Source organism: Comamonas koreensis, assembly GCF_014076495.1.
Classification (GTDB): Bacteria; Pseudomonadota; Gammaproteobacteria; order Burkholderiales; family Burkholderiaceae_C; genus Comamonas; species Comamonas squillarum.
On sequence record NZ_CP043575.1, the window covers coordinates 1,136,123 to 1,152,557 of the forward strand.

Below are 16,435 nucleotides of genomic sequence, written 5' to 3' on the forward strand. Positions count from 1 at the left end.
CAAATATTCCAGCGCTTGGGCTGGAGACAGGGAGGAAGTGGATGAAGCGTTGTCGATCTGCGCTGTTGGCGGCACTGTTGGCCAGCATCGCCATGCTGGCGCAAGGCGCGGGCCTGCACCGGTTCACGGTCGCGGGCGAGCCGCCGCTGCAGGCCTTGCTCTGGACGCCTTGCGCCCAGCCGCCGGCGTTGTTGAAACGCGGGCCTTTTGAGGTGATGGCCACCGAAGATTGCCCGGTGGCTGCCAGCGGCAAGCTGCCCTGGGTGGTTATCTCGCATGGCTATGGCGGCAGTGCGCTCAGCCACTGGAACATGGCCGCCGCTTTGGCCGATGGCGGCATCGCCGTGCTGAGCCTGAACCACAGCCTGGACTCTGCGCTGAACCTGGCGCAAGGCGGCAGTTTTGCGGCGCTGGAGGCCCGGCCCGCCGATGTGCGCCGCGCGATCGATGGCGTGCTGGCAGACAGCCGCTGGCGCGCCGTGCTGGATGCGCAGCGCATCGGCTTTTTGGGCTTTTCACGCGGGGCCTATACCGGCCTGGTGCTCGCCGGTGCTAGGCCGGATTTTGCGCAGTTGGCGGGCCATTGCCCCGAGCCGCCATCGCCCCTGTGCCAGGCGATCGCGCAAGGACAGATCCCTGCGCTGAAGCCCCAGCCGGAGCCACGCATCAAAGCCATGGTGCTGGCCGATCCGCTGGCGGCCTTTGGTGCCAGCAGTGGTTTGGAAAAGCTGAAGCTGCCGCTGCAGCTGTGGGCTTCAGAACAAGGTGGGGACGGGGTGCCTGCGGGCTCGGTGCAGGCGCTGGCCGCGCTGCTGCCTGCCGGCAAGGCTGACAAGCCGCCCCTGCATGTGGTGGCAGGTGCCGCGCACTTTGCGTTTTTGGCGCCCTGCAGTGCGCAGCTGGCGGCTGCCGCGCCGCAGATCTGCAGCGACCCGGCAGGCTTTGACCGCCGCGCTTTTCAACCGCGCTGGGCGGCCGAGGTGCTGGCGTTCTTTCGCCAAAAACTCTGAGCATTTTCCGTAGGGACTAAGACGGCCCAGCAATCCGAAGGTTTGCGGTTGAGACTAGGCGCCCCCGACAAGGCGCCAAGCCGCAGACAGTACTTTAGTACGGCAAGGCTCGGCAACGAAGTATCAAGGGTCGTGTTAGTCCCTCTTAGAGCAGCTCTTGGATCATGTCGATGTACTGCTGCTTCGCATCATCTTGCGCCATGCCCTTGCACTGGTTCCAGGCGTTCCACTTGGCCGAGGCAACAAAGTCGGTAAAGCCGGGCTTGGGCTCGTTGTTGTCGCCATGCGCGCCTTGCTTGTACAGGCCATAGAGCTTGAGCAGGGTCTGGTTGTCGGGGCGCTCGCTCATGTTCAGGGCGGCTTCCTTGGCGGCTTCAAAGGCGGTATTCAGATCGGACATGGGGACCTCATGGTGTGGGGATGATGGAGCAGGGCTGCCAGTGTAGCTTGCAGCAGCGCGCGCAAGCGCTGGCATTTTTCTGATGTCTTACGGCTGCGACCGCCCGCAGCGCTGGCTTGCTGCGCAGGTGACAAATGCAGGACTGGCGTTGGTAGCCACCCCCTTTGCAGCCGCATCAAGCTGGTGCATTCTTGGCCGCCATGAGCCCGCATGCCTCTCTCTACCAACGCCGCCGTGCCCCGCATGCTGCGGAAGTGGCCGACATCCCCTGGATTCCCGTTCTGCAACCCGCCGAGCGTGAGTACGCGGTGCGCCAGCTGATGGTGACCGAGGCCGAGCCGGGCGAGTATGTCTGCCGCGTAGGCAAGCCGGTGACCTACTGGTTTGGCGTGATCGAAGGCCTCTTGAAGATGAGCGCCGAAGACAGCGAGGGCCGCACGATGACCTTTGCCGGGCTGCCCCGCACCGGCTGGTTTGGCGAGGGCACGGCGCTCAAGCGCGAGATCTACCGCTATGACATCCAGGCGCTGCGCAAAAGCTCCGTCTGCGGCATTCCGGTCGATGCCTTCCATTGGCTGCTGGACCATTCGCTGGGATTTAACCGCTTTGTGATGCACCAGCTCAACGAGCGGCTGGCGCAGTTCATCAGCGCCCGCGAGATCGACCGCTTGAACCGCCCCGAGGAGCGGGTGGCGCGCACACTGGCTGCGCTGTTCAATCCCGTGCTCTGCCCGGGGGTGAGCGACGTGCTGCGCATCACCCAGCAAGAACTCGCCTACCTGGTGGGCCTGTCGCGCCAGCGGGTGAACGAAGCCCTTGCCGCCTTGCAGCACCAGGGCTTTATCCGCATCGAATACGGTGGCCTGCGTGTGCTCGACCTGCAGGCCCTGCGCGGACAGGGCTGGCTGGTTAAACCGCAGCGGGCGGATTTTGACTTGTAGTGCTGTTATGGCTTGGTGGCCGGGGCCGCTGGCGTCTCGGGCGTCGCCCCTGCTGGTGGCGGTGCGGGCATGGAGCCACCGGGCGTGGTGTTATCCGGGGTGGCGCGCGGCATCGGCGCGGTCGAGGCGCCCTTGTCGCAGCCGCTCAGCGCCGCGGCGCCCAGCACCAGGGCCAGCGCGGGCAGCCAGCGCAGCGCCTTTTGCGATGAAAGAGAGGACGGTGCTTGTGCCATGGGAATCTCCTAAAAATAGATAAGCCCATGCTACGCCCCAATAATTGAAGTTTTTCTGGCTGGTTTGCAGTGCTCACATCTGTATGCATTCGGATGCATATCGGCTGCGCCCTCGCAGGCTGGGGCTACGGCGTTCACACCAGCAGGGCTGGGCGGAGGCGATCGAGCCCCTGGCCGGGGTTTTCCGTAAAAACCGGTGCAAGTTGTAAACGCACCGGCCGGGGCCAATGCCGCGCGCTGGCAGTTCTGCACAGACTTGTCCACAGGCTTCATAGCCGTGCGCGCAGCTTGGAATGGCAAGACACGCGACAATGGCGGGCTATGTCAAATCCCCGCTCTCCTGCTGATACGCCTGCCGCCGACGATGGCGAAGGCCGCAAAAAACTTACCCTGACCCGCAAACCCGCGCCTGCACCTGTTGCGCGTGGCCGTGACGGAGGGCCGGGTGCGGACCGTCCGCGTTCAGCTGGTGGCCCGCGCCCCACAGGGCCCCGTCCTGGCGGCGACAGCCGATTCAGCGACAACCGAGGCGGCAGGGACAGCCGTGATGGTCGTGATAGCCGCGATGCGCGCGACAACCGGGGTGAGCGTGGCAGCAGAGACAGCTGGCCGGACCGCGATAGGCCGGACCGCGATGGCGGTTTTGGCCGTGGTGAGGCACGCGGTGGTGGCTATGGCCAGGACCGTCGTTTTGGCGACCGCGCTGACGGTGGCCGCCGTGACGATGCGCGCCCTTATGCAGGTCGCCCGGATGCTGGGCGCCCCTACGCCGGGCGCCCCTATGCCGGGCGCGGTGACTTTGTCTCCGTAGGTGCTGGATCGCGCGACCCGCGGCAGGATGGCCGCCGACCCGCAGGCCCACGCCAGGACGACCGCCGTAACGAGGGCCCACGTAGCTTTGGCCCCCGCCAGGATGACCGCCGCAACGAAGGCCCCCGTGGCTTTGGCCCCCGCTCGGACGGCCCCCGCATGGGCGGACCCCGTTCCTTTGGCGCCGGCCCACGCCAGGATGGCTTCCGCTCGGAGCGCCCACGCGACGAAGCGCCACACCGGGACGGCCCACCACGCCGGGATGCCCCGCGCCGCGAGATGCCGTCCAACGTCTGGCGTGCCGATGCGCCCCAGCGCACGATGCAGACCGCCAAGGCCCAGGCCCAGAATGAGCAGTTGAAGGCCGAAGGCCAGGTGCGCGTGAACAAGCGCCTGTCCGACCTGGGTCTATGCTCGCGCCGCGAGGGCGATGCCTGGATCGAGAATGGCTGGGTGCTGGTCAATGGCGACATCGCGACGATGGGCCAGATGGTCGAGTTGACCGACAAGATCGAGATCCAGCGCGAGGCGCAGGACTTGCAGGCCCAGCAGGTGACGATCCTGATCAACAAGCCCATGGGCTATGTCAGCGGCCAGGCCGAAGATGGCCATGAGCCGGCGATGGTGCTGCTCAATCCGCCCAACCACTGGCGCGAGGACCACAGCAAGACCCGTTTCAACTTCAGCCAGCTCAAGGGCCTGGCCCCTTGCGGCCGCCTGGATATCGATTCGGTCGGCCTCTTGGTGCTGACCCAGGACGGCCGCATTGCCAAGCACCTGATTGGCGAGGACTCCGAGGTCGAGAAGGAATACCTGGTGCGCGTGACCTATGGTGCGGTGGACCAGGATGTGCAGCGGCATTTCCCCGACGACAAGCTCGCGCTGCTGCGCCACGGCCTGTCGCTGGACGGTGAGGCCTTGCTGCCCGCGGGTGTGGAATGGCAGAACCCCGAGCAGCTGCGCTTTGTGCTGCGCGAGGGCAAGAAGCGCCAGATCCGCCGCATGTGCGAGGCCGTGGGCCTGTTTGTCGTGGGCTTGAAGCGCATCCGCATTGGCAAGGTGGTGCTGGGCAATCTGCCCGTGGGGCAGTGGCGTTACCTGGGCGAAAACGAAGAGTTTTAAGCACTGATCCGCCGCCGCAAGCCTTGGGTTTGCAGCGCTGCATGAACCCCTCTCTGGCCTTCACGGGCCTTGGAGGGGTTAGCTTTTTGCGATGGGTGGTTTTTGGGGGCGGGCCGGTGCGATACCTCGGGCCATGCGGGCATTGCGTACCGCCGCCACCGTCAGACCCAGCTGCGTGGCCACATCGGCATCGGATGCGGTGCCCAGCAGCATCACTTCGTTGGGCTGCCAGCTGTGCTGGCTGTGCTTGCCCCGGCTGCTGTCCAGCGGGGCAATGCCTAGGGATCCACGCTTGGCCACGACGCTGGCCTTGCTGATGCCCCATTGCGTGGCCAGGCTGGCATCGCTTTCCTGGCCCAGCGCGGCCAGCATCTCCGGCGTCCATGCCACATGGCCAAAGGCGGCAATGCCCAGGCTGTTGCGCTTGAGGTTCACGGTTTTGGCGCTGGTGCCCCAGCGCTCGGCCAGTACCGCATCCTTGTCCGTCCCTAGCGCGGCCAGCATCTCATCGGTCCATTGCAGGCTTGCGCGTCCCATGCTGCGGCCTTACTGCGCCAGCGCCTGCTCGGCAGCGGCGGCCAGGGCCAGCAAGTGGGCATCCTGCATGCGCGCGCCCACCAGCATCAGGCCGACCGGCAGGCTGCGCGCAGAGCGGGGCAGCGGCAGCGAGATGGCCGGCAGGTCGTAGAAATTGAAGATCGAGGTGTTGCGCAAAATCAGCGCATTGGCCGCGAAGAAGGCGCTGTCGTCGTCCAGCAGCGGCGCAATGCGCGGTGCGGTGATGGCGATGGTGGGCAGCAGCAGCAGGTCCACCTCCTGCATGGCGGCATCCATCTGCGCCATCCATTGCTGGCGCTGTTGCAGCAGCTGGATGTAGTAGGGCGCGCTCAAGGCTCGGCCCTTGTCCATGCGTGAGAGCACGCGCGGGTCAAAGGCATCGCGCGCGCTCACCAGCGCCTGCTGGTGGATGGCGGCGGCCTCGGCCGCAATGAGGGTGCCTTCGCTTTGCAGCTGTGCAGGGGCGGCCATCAAATCTTGCCAGGGCAGCTTGCGGAAGGCGGCGCCCTGCGCCTGCAGCACAGCGATGGCATTGTCGGTCTGGGCCAGCACCTCGTCGCTGCAGTCGGTCCAGGGCAGGCCCTGGGGCAGGCCAATGCGCAGGCCTCGCAGGCTGCGCTGGGGCAGCGGCTGGGGGGTGGCGCCGGCCATGGTGGCGTCGGCGGCCGCGCAATCGGCCACCGTGCGGGCCAGCGGGCCCAGCGCATCGAGCGTGTAGGACAGCGCAAATGCCCCGTCACGCGAGACCCGCGCCTGCGTGGGCTTGAAGCCGGTGACCCCATTGAAGGCGGCCGGAATGCGCACCGAGCCGCCGGTGTCCGAGCCAATGGCGATATCGACCAGTCCCCGGCCCACGCTGACCCCGGCACCGGAGGACGAACCGCCGGGGATGTGCAGCGCGTTGGCGGCATTGCCCGGCGTGCCGAAATGGGGATTGATGCCCACGCCCGAGAACGCAAACTCCGTCATATTGGTTTTGCCCACGATCACTGCACCTGCGGCGCGCAGGCGCTGCACCACCGGCGCATCCTGCGCGGCCGGGGCGCTGCGGCGGCGCATGGCGGCGCCGGCGGTGGTCACCTGGCCTGCGACATCGAGCAGGTCCTTGATGGACACGAGCTTGCCGTCCAGCGGGCCCAGCGACAGGCCGCGCGCGGCGCGCTGGTCTGCGGCCTGCGCCGCTTCCTGGGCGGACTTGGGGTAGAGCTGGGTGAAGATGCGCTGCGCCTCGTCGCCCAGCGCGGTCAGGGTCTGCAGGCTTTGGGCAAGGCGTTCGGCGCTGGTAGGCATGGCGAAATCGTTCAAAAATCTGATGGGATTGCCATCGTAACCAATAACTGCGCGCCGATCCGTATGGCGGCGCTGGGAATCCCTCAAGGCACGGCCGCGGTAAAGCTCAGCTGCCCGCTGTAATTACCGGCGGTGCGGCTGATGGCGCTGTTGTAGGCAAAGGTCCAGTTCGCATTGCGGATGGTGACCAGGCTATTGACCGTGCCCGTGCCGCCGCCTGTGACATTGACGCTGGTGCCGGTGCCGCTGGCGGGAATGGTGGGCGCCGGCAGGGCTGCGTCGCTGCTGGTGATACTGACCATATTCATCGGAATGGTGTTGGCGCCGCTGGTCAGCGCGGTGGTGACGGTGGCGAACACGCTGACCTGTCCGCCATTGCTGCGCACCTCCACGGGCAACACATTGCCGCTGGCGGCGACCGCAAAGGTGGGCGCGGTGCCATTCCAGTTCACGGCCGTGTTGTTGCCTGTGGTCGGGGTGGTGGGCACCGCAGGGATGGACGGGCTCAAACTGAAGCCGACCTGCGAGGTGGTGCCGCCCGGCGTGGGCCAGGCGCCGTCGCCGATGCGGAAGAACAGAAACTTGTCGATCTGGATGGAGAAGTTCAGCGCTACCGCGGGTGTAGTGCGCGGCAGGTTGCCAGTGCCCGAGGTCGCACTGGCTGCCTGCGCGCTGCTGCTGGCAGCGGCCAGCGCCAGGGGCCACAGCGCCAGGCACAGTCGGTGGAGCGGGCAGCGCTGCGTGCTCATTGGAAATCCGCATTCAGCTTGAAGCTGCCCTTGTCCCAGTCCAGCAGGCCGCTGGCCTTGATGGGGTAGCTCGGTTGCAGGGCCGCCTGGCCATCCTCGGCCTTGGGCACCAGGGCCAGGTGCCGGGTCTGGCCGGGCATGATGGGCGTGCCCTCAACGGCCAGCATAAAGCTGCGGCCCTGCGCATCCTTGGCATCGACCGTGCCATCGAGCCGGCCATGGGCGTCGCCGGTATTGCGCACGGTGATGGAGGGGCTGCGTTTGCCGGCGATATCGCGCATGCCGATCTGCTGGACTTCGAGCTTGGGCTCGGCGCCGCCCAGCATCACATAGACGGCCACGGCAATGCGGCCGGTGACCGGCAGACTCAGGCTGGCGCCCCCGCTCTGGATGATGGTCTGCTGGGCCGGCTCCACCCCTTCAATGGCGATCATGAAGCGGCATTCGCCACGCGGCGCATCGGCCGGAGGTGTGATCTGGAAGCGGAAGGCCTGCTTGGTCTGCGCGGGGACCTTGACGGTGCGGCGCTCCAGCGCCACCCAGGGGCGGCAGCTGCCGGGCAGCAGCTCGTCATGGTAGGTAATCTGGCCGTCGGCCGAATAGCTCCAGTCCAGGGTACGCACCGACAGAGCGGTGGCGGCCGAGCCCAGGTTGTGCAGATCGATGGACTTGCCCAGGCGCTCGCCGCTCTTGGCGGTGAGCTCAAAGCGCGATGGGGAGACCGCCATCTCGAACGGTGCTGCCTGCGCCAGGCAGGCGATAAGCGGCAGGGTCAGGGCCAGAGAACGGCGCACGAAGGAGGAAAAGCTCATGGCTGGGTCTCGATTTCAAAATAGGATTCAAAGCGCAGGCTGCCGCCTTGGCCGATTTGCAGCTCGCGGCGGTCAATGCGCAGCTGCAGGTCAAAGTTTTCGGTGATCCAGGGGGTGCGCACCACACCGGTCCAGACCTGAACCCGGTCACCGGGGCGGCCCATGCCGGGCTGGAAACGGCCGCTGCTGCGCCACTGCACCTGCATGCCCGCGGGCGAGCGCAGACCCGCCACGGCAAGCGGAATGACGTAGTAAATGCGCGCCTGCTTGCCTACATAGGCGGCGGTGGCCAGGCGGTATTCCACATGCCCAAAGGGCAGGCTGATGGTCTGGTTGTCCAGCATCTGCGCCTGGCGGAAATCAGCGTTGACCTGGGCCCGGGGGGAGGTGGAATCATCCAGCCGGATGGCCTGTGCATACGCGCCTGGGGCCCAGGCGCATGCGGCTGCCAGCAAGACGCTGAAGCACGGAAAGCGAAAACGTGGCATGCGCGAGCCTCCTTTATTCCATCGACGCGGTGAAGTACACCGTGCCCTGGTAGGTGCCTGCCGGGTAGATCGTGTCGTTGGCATAGCTGAACGTCAAACGCGTGGCGCTTATCGCATTGGACTGGTAGGTCCAGCCCAAGCAAAAAATAATGAGCGGGAACGAGCAGAAGGTGGCATTGGCGTTGAAGCTGGCTAGCTGCTGGTTAGCCACGCCGCTGAACTGACCGTTCTGGATATCGCCACCACTGCCGTTGCCAGTGCTGGTCCAGCTGATTTTGCTGAACGGTATGTTGGTGCCGCCACAGGGGCCGCTGACACAGGCCAGTGCAACGCTGGAGTCCACCCGCACTGTCACCGGTCTGGCGGTGGATGAGGTGGAAACAGGCCGCATCGGCGTGACCGAGATATCAATCGCCGGCGTACCCGTCACAGGCGTGGGCGTGAGGCCCACGTTGTTCCCGGTGACATTGAACTGCACGGTGTCCACCCCGGCAGCAGACCCCACCTGCAGCGACAGCGCATAGCTGCTGCCACTGTCGCTGACGGTGGTGATCACGGCGTTGGCAGGCACGCTGATGCCGCAGGCGAGCAGCACCAGCCCCGCGCTTAGCGGTGCGCGCACTGCCTGCAAGGCGGCGCGGGCGGTGGTGGTTGCATCGCGCTTGCGCATCAGACGCCCGTGGCCGTGTAGGTGACGGCGTTGGTGTAGGTGCCCGCCGTCCAGCTGCTGGCCGTGCCGGTCAGTGCATAGGTCCAGGTGCCGCTCATCAAGGTGTTGGTCGAGATGGTGGTGGAAGCGCAGGAGCCCAGGTTGGCGCCGGGGTGGGGCAGCGGCGTGGTGCCGCCGGAGGTGACGGTAAAGCTGGCATTGGCTGGGCCGCCGGTGGCGCTCCAGGTGCCCATGGCGCAGTTGATGGTGGCCGAGCCGGCATTGGTCCAGGCGGCCACATTCAGCACATTGCCGGAGGCGGTCGTCGTCACCGTCGGGGCGGTGCCATCCCAGGGCACCTGGACATTGTTGGCCGTGGCCGTGGGCGTGGTTGCCGGTGTGCCGGGAATGGTCAGCGAGGCGGCCCAGGAGACGGTGTCCTGCGTGGCATTGGTGGTGCCGACCTTGAGCAAGATCAGCTTGGGGATGACCACGCTCAGGTTGACCTTGGCGGTGGCGGTCACGGTGCCGCTGCCGGTGGCGGCGAAACCGTACTGGCTCTCAGCCAGGGCATGGCCGGTGCAGGCCAGAGCCAGAGCGGTGCCCAGGGCCAGTGCATTCAATTTTGGGTGTTTCATATCAAAGTCCTCGAAGAAAGAAGCGCATGTTGGCGCACAAGTTCGGTCCATGCCGTGCATCGCAAATAACGCGCGTCGGACCTGGGATCTGCTGCATGGTCAGTCCTCCACCTTGGTGATGGGGATCTCGGCGTGGGCTTCGCCACGCAGCGGAACATCAACGCTCAGTACCGTGCCGTCGGCTGCGCCCCAGGGCAGGGGCACGCTGTCGAGCGTGAGGCTGAGCTGATGGCGGCCTACGCCAACCATCGGGAAAAAGAAACGCCCTTCGGCATCGGTGGTGCTGCGGTAGCGGCCGTCCAGCACCACCTCGATGCCCTGCGCTCCTGACTCATCGGCCTGGATGCGGCCATCCTTGTTGGCGTCATAAAACACGCGGCCAGCGACACTGCCGCTGCCATTGCCAGGCATGCCACCGGCCACGGCAAAGGGCCGGCCGGTGCCGCCTTCCCAGCGCAGATAGACATAGGCGGTCTTGTCGTTGCTGCGGTAGATTTGCGGGCTGGTCCAGCTGAGCACCTGGGTGGTGGCCAGGCGCGCCTGGTTGAGCAGCACGCCCAGGCCCATGCTCCAGCCGTTGCCCCACTGCTTTTCGGCCGAAAAGTTGCCCGACAGGCCCCGGCTGGTGAAAAGCCCGCCGCTTTGCGAGGTGTAGCGCAGGTTGCCGAAAAAGCTCAGGCTGTTGCTGGCCCAGTAGCGGCCCTGTACCCCGGCCGTGGGGTAGCGCTGGTGGCTGCCGTTGCTGCGGTCATCGGCCCAGCCCAAGGTGGTGACCAGCTCGGGGCGCATGGTCTCGCGCTGGGCGCTGATCCAGTCCTGCTCCCACTGCAGCTCGCGCCCGGTGGCGGTGCCGTCACCCAGCACAATCTGCTCATTGCTGCGCAGGCTCAGGCTGAAGCGCGAGCGTGGCAGTTCGCCAAAGCGGGTCTGGTAGAAGGCATAGGCATAAAGGCTGCGCATCTTGCCATCGAGGCCGCCACCCTGGCCGTCTCCTGCATAGCGGGTTTGGTAGACGTTAAGGTTGCCGCCCAGCGCGGTTCGGCGGTCCAGCTGGTAGTGCAGATTGCCGCTCAGCCCCACGCGGGTCTGGCCTTGCTGGGCCGGCCAGTTGCTCGCGCGCATGCGCTCCACATCCACCCCCGTGCCCCAGCTCATGCGGCTGGTGCTGTGGTCCATGCGCCAGTAGGCGCCCTGCGTGCCCGAGGGCAGCAGGTAGTCACCAAAATGCAGATTGGGGCGGGTCACATAGGCACCCCAGGTATGGCGGTAGCGGCCCAGCTTGGTGTCTGCCTCCAGGTACAGGCCTTGTGCGCTGCCAGATGGGGTTTGTGCCGAATCGCTGCTTGTGCTGCTGCCCAGCGCGGTCAGTCGGCCGCGCAATGCGCCGTCCTGCTGCGTGGGCGATCCATAGCCCAGTGCTGCAGCCCAGCTGCTGACCCGCTTGCTGCCGCTGCCTGGGTCGTTCCTCAGGCCGTAGTCCACGGCGGGGATATGGTTGGCCTGGTTCAGCTGCCCTGCGGCATACCAGGCGCCGCCCAGGCGCTGGGTGGCGCCCACCCAGGCGAGCGTGCCCTGGCTTTTTTCGAAGCCGGGGTAGGGGCCGCCAAGCAGGTCGCCGCGCTGGCCCATGCCGGCGCTGATGTCAAAGTCCGCGCCATAGATTCGGGTCGAGAGGCCGCGCAAGGTGCTGGTGCCCAGCATCAGGCGGTAGTTCTGGCCCAGGCCCCGGGTCAGCTCGCTGTAGCCGTCACCGATGGTGGTATCCATGCGGATGCCCGGTGTCAGGGGGATAGCCAGGTTCTGCACGGTGATGCGCTGGCTGCTGGATTGGCGGGCATAGCCCAGGGCGCCAATGCCATTGAAGGCGTCTTGGCCGCCATGCATGCTGCGCACATCGGCCTGCAGCAGCCACTCGCCATAGTTCAGCGTCTGCTGGCGGTACTGGATGCGCTGGCCCAGCTCGATGCCGCGCTTGCTGCCCAGCTCCCCATTGTCGGACTGGGCGACGCCCAGGCGGCTCTCCAGCACCCAGCTGCGCAGCCCCAGCGGCAAAGTGCTGGGGTCTAGCTCGTCGGCTTCAGCGGCCCGCAGGGCCGTCAGTTCATCGGCGCTCATGAAGTTGTCCTCGTAGGCGGCGGGCGCCGCCTCCACGAGGGCGCGCAGCCGGGCTTGTTCTGCCTGGGCGGGGCTCAATGACTCTACCTGGGCACCGGCGTGGGCACCGGCGCGGGCACCGGAGGCTGTCTCACTCTGGGTTTGTGCACGAGCGGTGGTTTGCAGTCCGGCTGCCAGCAGCATTGCCCATGCGGCATGCCCCGCCAGCGACGGGCGGGGGCACGTGCCACTGTGAAGGGGGTGCCGCAGAACAACTTTCATTTGTAATTAGGAGTTAACTTTCGTTGCAAATATTCTGCTTGGGTGGAATCAATCAATTGTCAGATTCTGATACTTAACGTTAAGTGTGTCAGAGGAGATGACAAAGTGGAGATCCACTCTATGTAAAGAAGTTTGAAGCGTTCCAGGCGCGGTGATTGTGATCAGTTATGAGCACGCCATGTCATAAATCTATTTTTGCTATAGATAATTCATATAACAATTTATTAAATAGCAGCACGCTTTGAAGCAGCGCGGCCCGCACCCATATACGCCCTTGATCTGTGTTGATGAAGACTGAGCTCCCATGACCAAAAAACCCATTCCTTCCAGGCCGAAGTGGCCCAGCTGCTCCACCTGGTGACGCATTCGCTGTATTCGAACCAAGAGATCTTTTTGCGCGAGCTGATCTCCAATGCGTCTGATGCATGCGACAAGCTGCGGTTTGAAGCGCTCAATGACAGCGGACTGTACGGCGACCAGCCCGATCTGGAAGTGCGCGTGTCCTATGACAGCAAGGCCAAGACCTTGACCATCACCGACACCGGCATCGGCATGACCACGCAAGAGGCCATCGACAACCTGGGCACGATTGCCAAGAGCGGCACCAAGGCCTTCATGGACAAGCTCAGTGGCGACCAGAAGGCCGATTCGCAGCTGATCGGCCAGTTTGGCGTGGGCTTTTACTGCGGCTTTATCGTGGCCAACAAGATCACCGTCGAGTCGCGTCGCGCAGGTGCAGAGGCATCGTAAGGCGTGCGCTGGACCAGCGGCGGCATGGGCGACTTAAGGCGGCGGGGATGCGCACCGAGCAGCCGGTGTCCGAACCAATGACGATATCGACCAGGCCCCGGCCGAAGCTGACACCGGCACCCGAGGAGGAGCCGCCGGGGATGTGCAGCACATCGGCTGCATTGCCCAGTGTGCCGAAATGGGGGGATGCCCACGCCCGAGAACGCGAACTCCGTCATATTCGTCTTGCCGACGATCACCACGCCGGCGGTGGTCACCTGACCAGCCACATCGAGCAGGTCCTTGACCGACACCAGGGCTTGCAGCGTCTATCGCAGGCGCTGCAGTAGTCTCAAGGCACGGACGCGGTAAAGCTCAGCTGCCCACTGTAATTGCCGGCTGTGCGACTGATGGCGCTGTTGTAGCCAAAGGTCCAGTTGGCCGTCCGGATGGTGACCAGGCTGTTGACTGTGCCGGTGCCGCCCCCGGTGACATTGACGCTGGTGCCGGTGCCGCTGGCCGGAAGGGTGGGAGCCGGCAGGGCCGCGTCGCTGCTGGTGATGCTGACCATGTTCATCGGAATGGTGTTGCTGCCGCTGGTCAGCGGGGTGGTGACCGTGGCATAGACGCTGACCTGGCCGCCATTGCTGCGCACCTCGACCGGCAGCACATTGCCGCTGGCGGTGACGGCAAATGTGGGCGCTGCGCCGTTCCAGTTGACGGCGGTGTTGTTGCCATTGATGGGCGTGATGGGTACCGCAGGAATGGTGGGGCTTAGGTTAAAACCCACCTGTGAGGTGGTGCCGCCGGGTGTGGGCCAGGCGCCATCGCCGATGCGGAAAAACACATACTTGTCGATCTGGATGGAAAAGTTCAGCGCCACAGCCGGGGTGTTGCGTGGCAGGTTGCCGGTGCCGGAGGTGGCACTGCCTGCCTGCGCCGCTGGGCACAGGGCAGTCAGCACCAATGGCAGCAGCGCATGGCGCAACAGCTTCAGCGGGCAGCGCTGCGTGTTCATTGGAAATCCGCGTTCAGCTTGAAGCTGCCCTTGTCCCAGTCCAGCAGGCCTCTGGCCTTGATCGGGTAGCTGGGCTGAATGGCAGGCTGTCCATCTTCGCCCTTGGGTACCAGGGCCAGGTGGCGGGTCTGGCCGGGCATGATGGGGGTGCCTTCCACGGCCAGCATAAAGTCGCGGCCTTTGGCATCCTTGGCGTCCACCGTGCCTTCGAGGCGGCCATGGGCATCACCGCTGTTGCGCACGGTGATGGCAGGGCTGCGCTTGCCGGCAATGTCGCGCATGCCGATCTGCTCGACTTCGAGCTTGGGCTCGGCGCCGCCCAGCATCACATAGACGGCCACGGCAATGCGGCCGGTGACCGGCAGACTCAGGCTGGCGCCCCCGCTCTGGATGATGGTCTGCTGGGCGGGCTCCACCCCTTCGATGGCGATCATGAAGCGGCATTCACCACGCGGCGCATCGGCCGGCGGCGTGATCTGGAAGCGAAAGGCCTGCTTGGTCTGCGCCGGTACCTTGACGGTGCGGCGCTCCAGTGCCACCCAGGGGCGGCAGCTGCCGGGCAGCAACTCGTCGTGGTAGCTGATCTGACCTTCGGCCGAGTAGCTCCAGTCCAGGGTCCGTACCGACAAGGCGGTGGCGGCCGAGCCCAGGTTGTGCAGGTCAATGGACTGGCCAATGCGCTCGCCGTTTTTGGTATTCAGCTCAAAGCGCGACGGGGCGATCGCCATCTCGAACGGGGCGGCATGGGTCAGGCAACTGACCAGGGGCAAGGCCAGGGACAGCGAGTGGCGGAAAAAGCGGAAAACGGTCATGGCTGGGTCTCTATCTCAAAATAGGATTCAAAGCGCAGGCTGCCGCCCAGGCCCATCTGCAACTGGCGTTGGTCTAGGCGCAACTGCAAGTCAAAACTCTCGGTGATCCAGGGCGCACGCACCACGCCGCTCCAGACCAGCACGCGGTCGCCGGGCCGGCCCATGCCGCCCTGGAACAGCCCGCTGCTGCGCCATTGCACCTGCATGCCCATGGGCGAGCGCAGGCCAGCTACCGCCAACGGGATGACGTAGTAAATGCGGGCCTGCTTGCCCACATAGGCGGCGGTGGCCAAGCGGTATTCCACATGTCCGAAAGGCAGGCTGATGGTGTTCGGATCCAGCATCTGCGCATTGCGAAAATCCGAGTTGATCAGGGGACGTGGGGAGCTGGAGTCGTCCAGACGGGTGGCCTGGGCATGGGCGCCTTGGCCGCAGGCGCCGGCCATGGCCAATAGAGCAGCACAACAGCGAAGGCGAAAGCTGGGCATGGACCCGTCTCCTTATTCCATCGACGCGGTGAAATACACCGTGCCCCGGTAGGTCCCTGCCGGGTAGAACGTGTCGTTGGCATAGCTGAATGTCATGCGCGTGGCATTCATGTTGCGCGTCTGGTACGTCCAGGTGCCCAGACAAAGAATGATGATCGGAATCGAGCAGATGTTGGCATTGGCGTTGAAGCTGGCGATCTGTTGGTTGGTCGCACCGTTGAACTGACCGCTCTGAATATCTCCGGCTGCCGAGCCACTGCTGTTGCTGACCGTCCAGCTGATCTTGCTGAACGGGATGACGGTGCTGCCACAGGTGCCGCTTTGGCAGACCAGGCCGGCGCTGGAGTCCACCCGCAAGGTGACGGGTCGGGCGACTTCCGAAGCAATGATCGGGCGCACCGGCGTGACCGAGATATCAATGGCGGGTGAGCCGGTGACGGCGGTGGGTGTAAGGCCCGCATTGTTGCCTGAGACATTGAACTGCACCGTATCGGTACCGGCAGCAGATCCCACCTGCAGCGACAGCGCGTAGTTGGCGGTGCTTGCGCTGTCGCTGACCGTGATGATGACGGCGTTGGCGGGCACCGTGATGCCGCAGGCGAGCAGTACCAGCCCCGCACTCAGCGGTGCGCGTGCTGCCCGCCGGGCGGCACGCGCGGCGGTGGTTGCATCGCGCTTGCGCATCAGACGCCTGTCGCCGTATAGGTGACGGAGCCGGTGTAGGTGCCGGCGCTCCAGGCGGTGGCCGTGCCGGTCAGCGCATAGGTCCAGGTGCCACTCAACAAGGTGTTGGGGGTGAGCGTGGTGGATGCGCATGCGCCCAGGTTGGCGCCGGGATGGGGCACCGGCGTTGCACCTGCTGCTGTCACGGTGAAGTTGGCATTGGGTGGGCCGCCAGCGGCCGGGCTCCAGGCACCCACGGCGCAATTGATGTTGGCAGTGCCGGCATTGGTCCAGGCAGCCACCGACAGCACGTTGCCTGTAGGGGTGACGGCCACGGTGGGCGCGGTGCCATCCCAGGGCACCTGGACGTTGTTGGCGGTGGCCGTGGGCGTGGTGCCGGGGGTGGGCGGAATGGTCAGCGTTGCGTTCCAGGTGACGGTGTCCTGGACGGCATTGCTGGAACCCACCTTGAGCAGGATCAGCTTGGGGATCACCACGCTCAGGTTGACCTTGGCGGTGGCGGTCACGGTGCCCGTACCGGCCGAGGAGAAGCCGTATTGGCTTTCTGCCAAGGCATGGCCGGCGTAGGCCAGTGCCAGGGCAGATCCCAGCGCCAATGCTTTCAATTTTGGGTGTTTCATGGTTCGAG

18 protein-coding genes and 2 pseudogenes are annotated in these 16,435 nt (G+C 65.4%); 4 read left to right on the plus strand and 16 right to left on the minus strand.

Features of this window, described 5'->3' with window-relative positions; translation table 11 throughout:
* Positions 1 to 41: 41 nt before the first annotated feature.
* On the plus strand, positions 42 to 1,010 hold the full coding sequence (locus F0Q04_RS05105; RefSeq protein WP_182344807.1) for an alpha/beta hydrolase family protein: 969 nt from the start codon (positions 42 to 44) through the stop codon (positions 1,008 to 1,010).
* Positions 1,011 to 1,155: 145 nt separating this feature from the next.
* Here the strand turns inward: F0Q04_RS05105 and F0Q04_RS05110 are convergent, their stop codons facing one another.
* Entirely contained in the window at positions 1,156 to 1,410 is a 255-nt protein-coding gene (locus tag F0Q04_RS05110) for an acyl-CoA-binding protein (protein ID WP_021028674.1), read from the minus strand.
* Positions 1,411 to 1,610: 200 nt separating this feature from the next.
* Between F0Q04_RS05110 and F0Q04_RS05115 the strand changes: the two genes are divergently transcribed.
* A complete protein-coding gene (locus F0Q04_RS05115) occupies positions 1,611 to 2,351 on the plus strand; it encodes a Crp/Fnr family transcriptional regulator (RefSeq protein WP_116926186.1) in 741 nt (246 codons plus the stop codon).
* 5 nt (positions 2,352 to 2,356) lie between these two features.
* Here F0Q04_RS05115 and F0Q04_RS05120 read toward each other — a convergent pair whose 3' ends face one another.
* On the minus strand, positions 2,357 to 2,584 hold the full coding sequence (locus tag F0Q04_RS05120; RefSeq protein ID WP_116926187.1) for a hypothetical protein: 228 nt from the start codon (positions 2,582 to 2,584) through the stop codon (positions 2,357 to 2,359).
* 321 nt (positions 2,585 to 2,905) lie between these two features.
* Here F0Q04_RS05120 and F0Q04_RS05125 point away from each other — a divergent pair, with 321 nt between their 5' ends.
* Positions 2,906 to 4,516 carry a pseudouridine synthase gene (locus F0Q04_RS05125; RefSeq protein WP_116926188.1) on the plus strand — a complete coding sequence of 537 codons (1,611 nt, stop codon included), beginning with the start codon at positions 2,906 to 2,908 and terminating at the stop codon, positions 4,514 to 4,516.
* 78 nt (positions 4,517 to 4,594) lie between these two features.
* Here the strand turns inward: F0Q04_RS05125 and F0Q04_RS05130 are convergent, their stop codons facing one another.
* From F0Q04_RS05130 to F0Q04_RS05165, 8 genes are all read right to left on the minus strand, one after another.
* Positions 4,595 to 5,053 carry a hypothetical protein gene (locus tag F0Q04_RS05130; protein WP_116926189.1) on the minus strand — a complete coding sequence of 153 codons (459 nt, stop codon included), beginning with the start codon at positions 5,051 to 5,053 and terminating at the stop codon, positions 4,595 to 4,597.
* A 9-nt stretch (positions 5,054 to 5,062) separates the two neighbouring features.
* Positions 5,063 to 6,364, minus strand: coding sequence for an amidase (locus F0Q04_RS05135; protein WP_116926215.1), 1,302 nt, complete (start codon positions 6,362 to 6,364; stop codon positions 5,063 to 5,065).
* A gap of 83 nt (positions 6,365 to 6,447) precedes the next feature.
* Entirely contained in the window at positions 6,448 to 7,113 is a 666-nt protein-coding gene (locus F0Q04_RS05140) for a hypothetical protein (protein WP_116926190.1), read from the minus strand.
* Positions 7,110 to 7,925 carry a hypothetical protein gene (locus tag F0Q04_RS05145; protein WP_182344809.1) on the minus strand — a complete coding sequence of 272 codons (816 nt, stop codon included), beginning with the start codon at positions 7,923 to 7,925 and terminating at the stop codon, positions 7,110 to 7,112. Before F0Q04_RS05145 ends, F0Q04_RS05140 begins: the two co-directional genes overlap by 4 nt.
* A complete protein-coding gene (locus tag F0Q04_RS05150; RefSeq protein WP_232539504.1) occupies positions 7,922 to 8,413 on the minus strand; it encodes a hypothetical protein in 492 nt (163 codons plus the stop codon). The genes F0Q04_RS05145 and F0Q04_RS05150 overlap by 4 nt, the downstream gene beginning before the upstream one ends.
* Positions 8,414 to 8,426: 13 nt before the next feature.
* Positions 8,427 to 9,083, minus strand: a complete 657-nt coding sequence (locus tag F0Q04_RS05155) for a hypothetical protein (protein WP_232539505.1) — start codon at positions 9,081 to 9,083, stop codon at positions 8,427 to 8,429.
* Positions 9,083 to 9,700 carry a hypothetical protein gene (locus F0Q04_RS05160; protein WP_116926192.1) on the minus strand — a complete coding sequence of 206 codons (618 nt, stop codon included), beginning with the start codon at positions 9,698 to 9,700 and terminating at the stop codon, positions 9,083 to 9,085. Before F0Q04_RS05160 ends, F0Q04_RS05155 begins: the two co-directional genes overlap by 1 nt.
* Before the next feature lie 99 nt (positions 9,701 to 9,799).
* The gene (locus F0Q04_RS05165; RefSeq protein WP_182344811.1) at positions 9,800 to 11,893 is read right to left on the minus strand and encodes a hypothetical protein; all 2,094 of its coding nucleotides are present in this window, start codon (positions 11,891 to 11,893) and stop codon (positions 9,800 to 9,802) included.
* Between the two features lie 477 nt (positions 11,894 to 12,370).
* On the opposite strand from F0Q04_RS05165, the pseudogene F0Q04_RS05170 reads away from it, so the two are divergent.
* Positions 12,371 to 12,823, plus strand: a pseudogene (locus F0Q04_RS05170) (ATP-binding protein); the annotation flags it as partial.
* A gap of 37 nt (positions 12,824 to 12,860) precedes the next feature.
* Here F0Q04_RS05170 and F0Q04_RS05175 read toward each other — a convergent pair.
* From F0Q04_RS05175 to F0Q04_RS05200, 6 genes and pseudogenes are all read right to left on the minus strand, one after another.
* Positions 12,861 to 13,119 (minus strand): annotated as a pseudogene (locus tag F0Q04_RS05175) (amidase family protein); the annotation flags it as partial.
* Positions 13,120 to 13,157: 38 nt separating this feature from the next.
* Positions 13,158 to 13,823 carry a hypothetical protein gene (locus F0Q04_RS05180; RefSeq protein ID WP_232539506.1) on the minus strand — a complete coding sequence of 222 codons (666 nt, stop codon included), beginning with the start codon at positions 13,821 to 13,823 and terminating at the stop codon, positions 13,158 to 13,160.
* Positions 13,820 to 14,635, minus strand: a complete 816-nt coding sequence (locus F0Q04_RS05185) for a hypothetical protein (RefSeq protein ID WP_232539507.1) — start codon at positions 14,633 to 14,635, stop codon at positions 13,820 to 13,822. Before F0Q04_RS05185 ends, F0Q04_RS05180 begins: the two co-directional genes overlap by 4 nt.
* Complete coding sequence (locus tag F0Q04_RS05190) at positions 14,632 to 15,123, minus strand: hypothetical protein (protein WP_232539508.1); 492 nt, start codon at positions 15,121 to 15,123, stop codon at positions 14,632 to 14,634. Before F0Q04_RS05190 ends, F0Q04_RS05185 begins: the two co-directional genes overlap by 4 nt.
* 12 nt (positions 15,124 to 15,135) lie before the next feature.
* Entirely contained in the window at positions 15,136 to 15,807 is a 672-nt protein-coding gene (locus F0Q04_RS05195) for a hypothetical protein (RefSeq protein WP_232539509.1), read from the minus strand.
* Positions 15,807 to 16,427 (minus strand): hypothetical protein, encoded by a 621-nt coding sequence (locus F0Q04_RS05200; protein ID WP_232539510.1) that lies wholly within the window; start codon positions 16,425 to 16,427, stop codon positions 15,807 to 15,809. Before F0Q04_RS05200 ends, F0Q04_RS05195 begins: the two co-directional genes overlap by 1 nt.
* Positions 16,428 to 16,435: the final 8 nt, after the last annotated feature.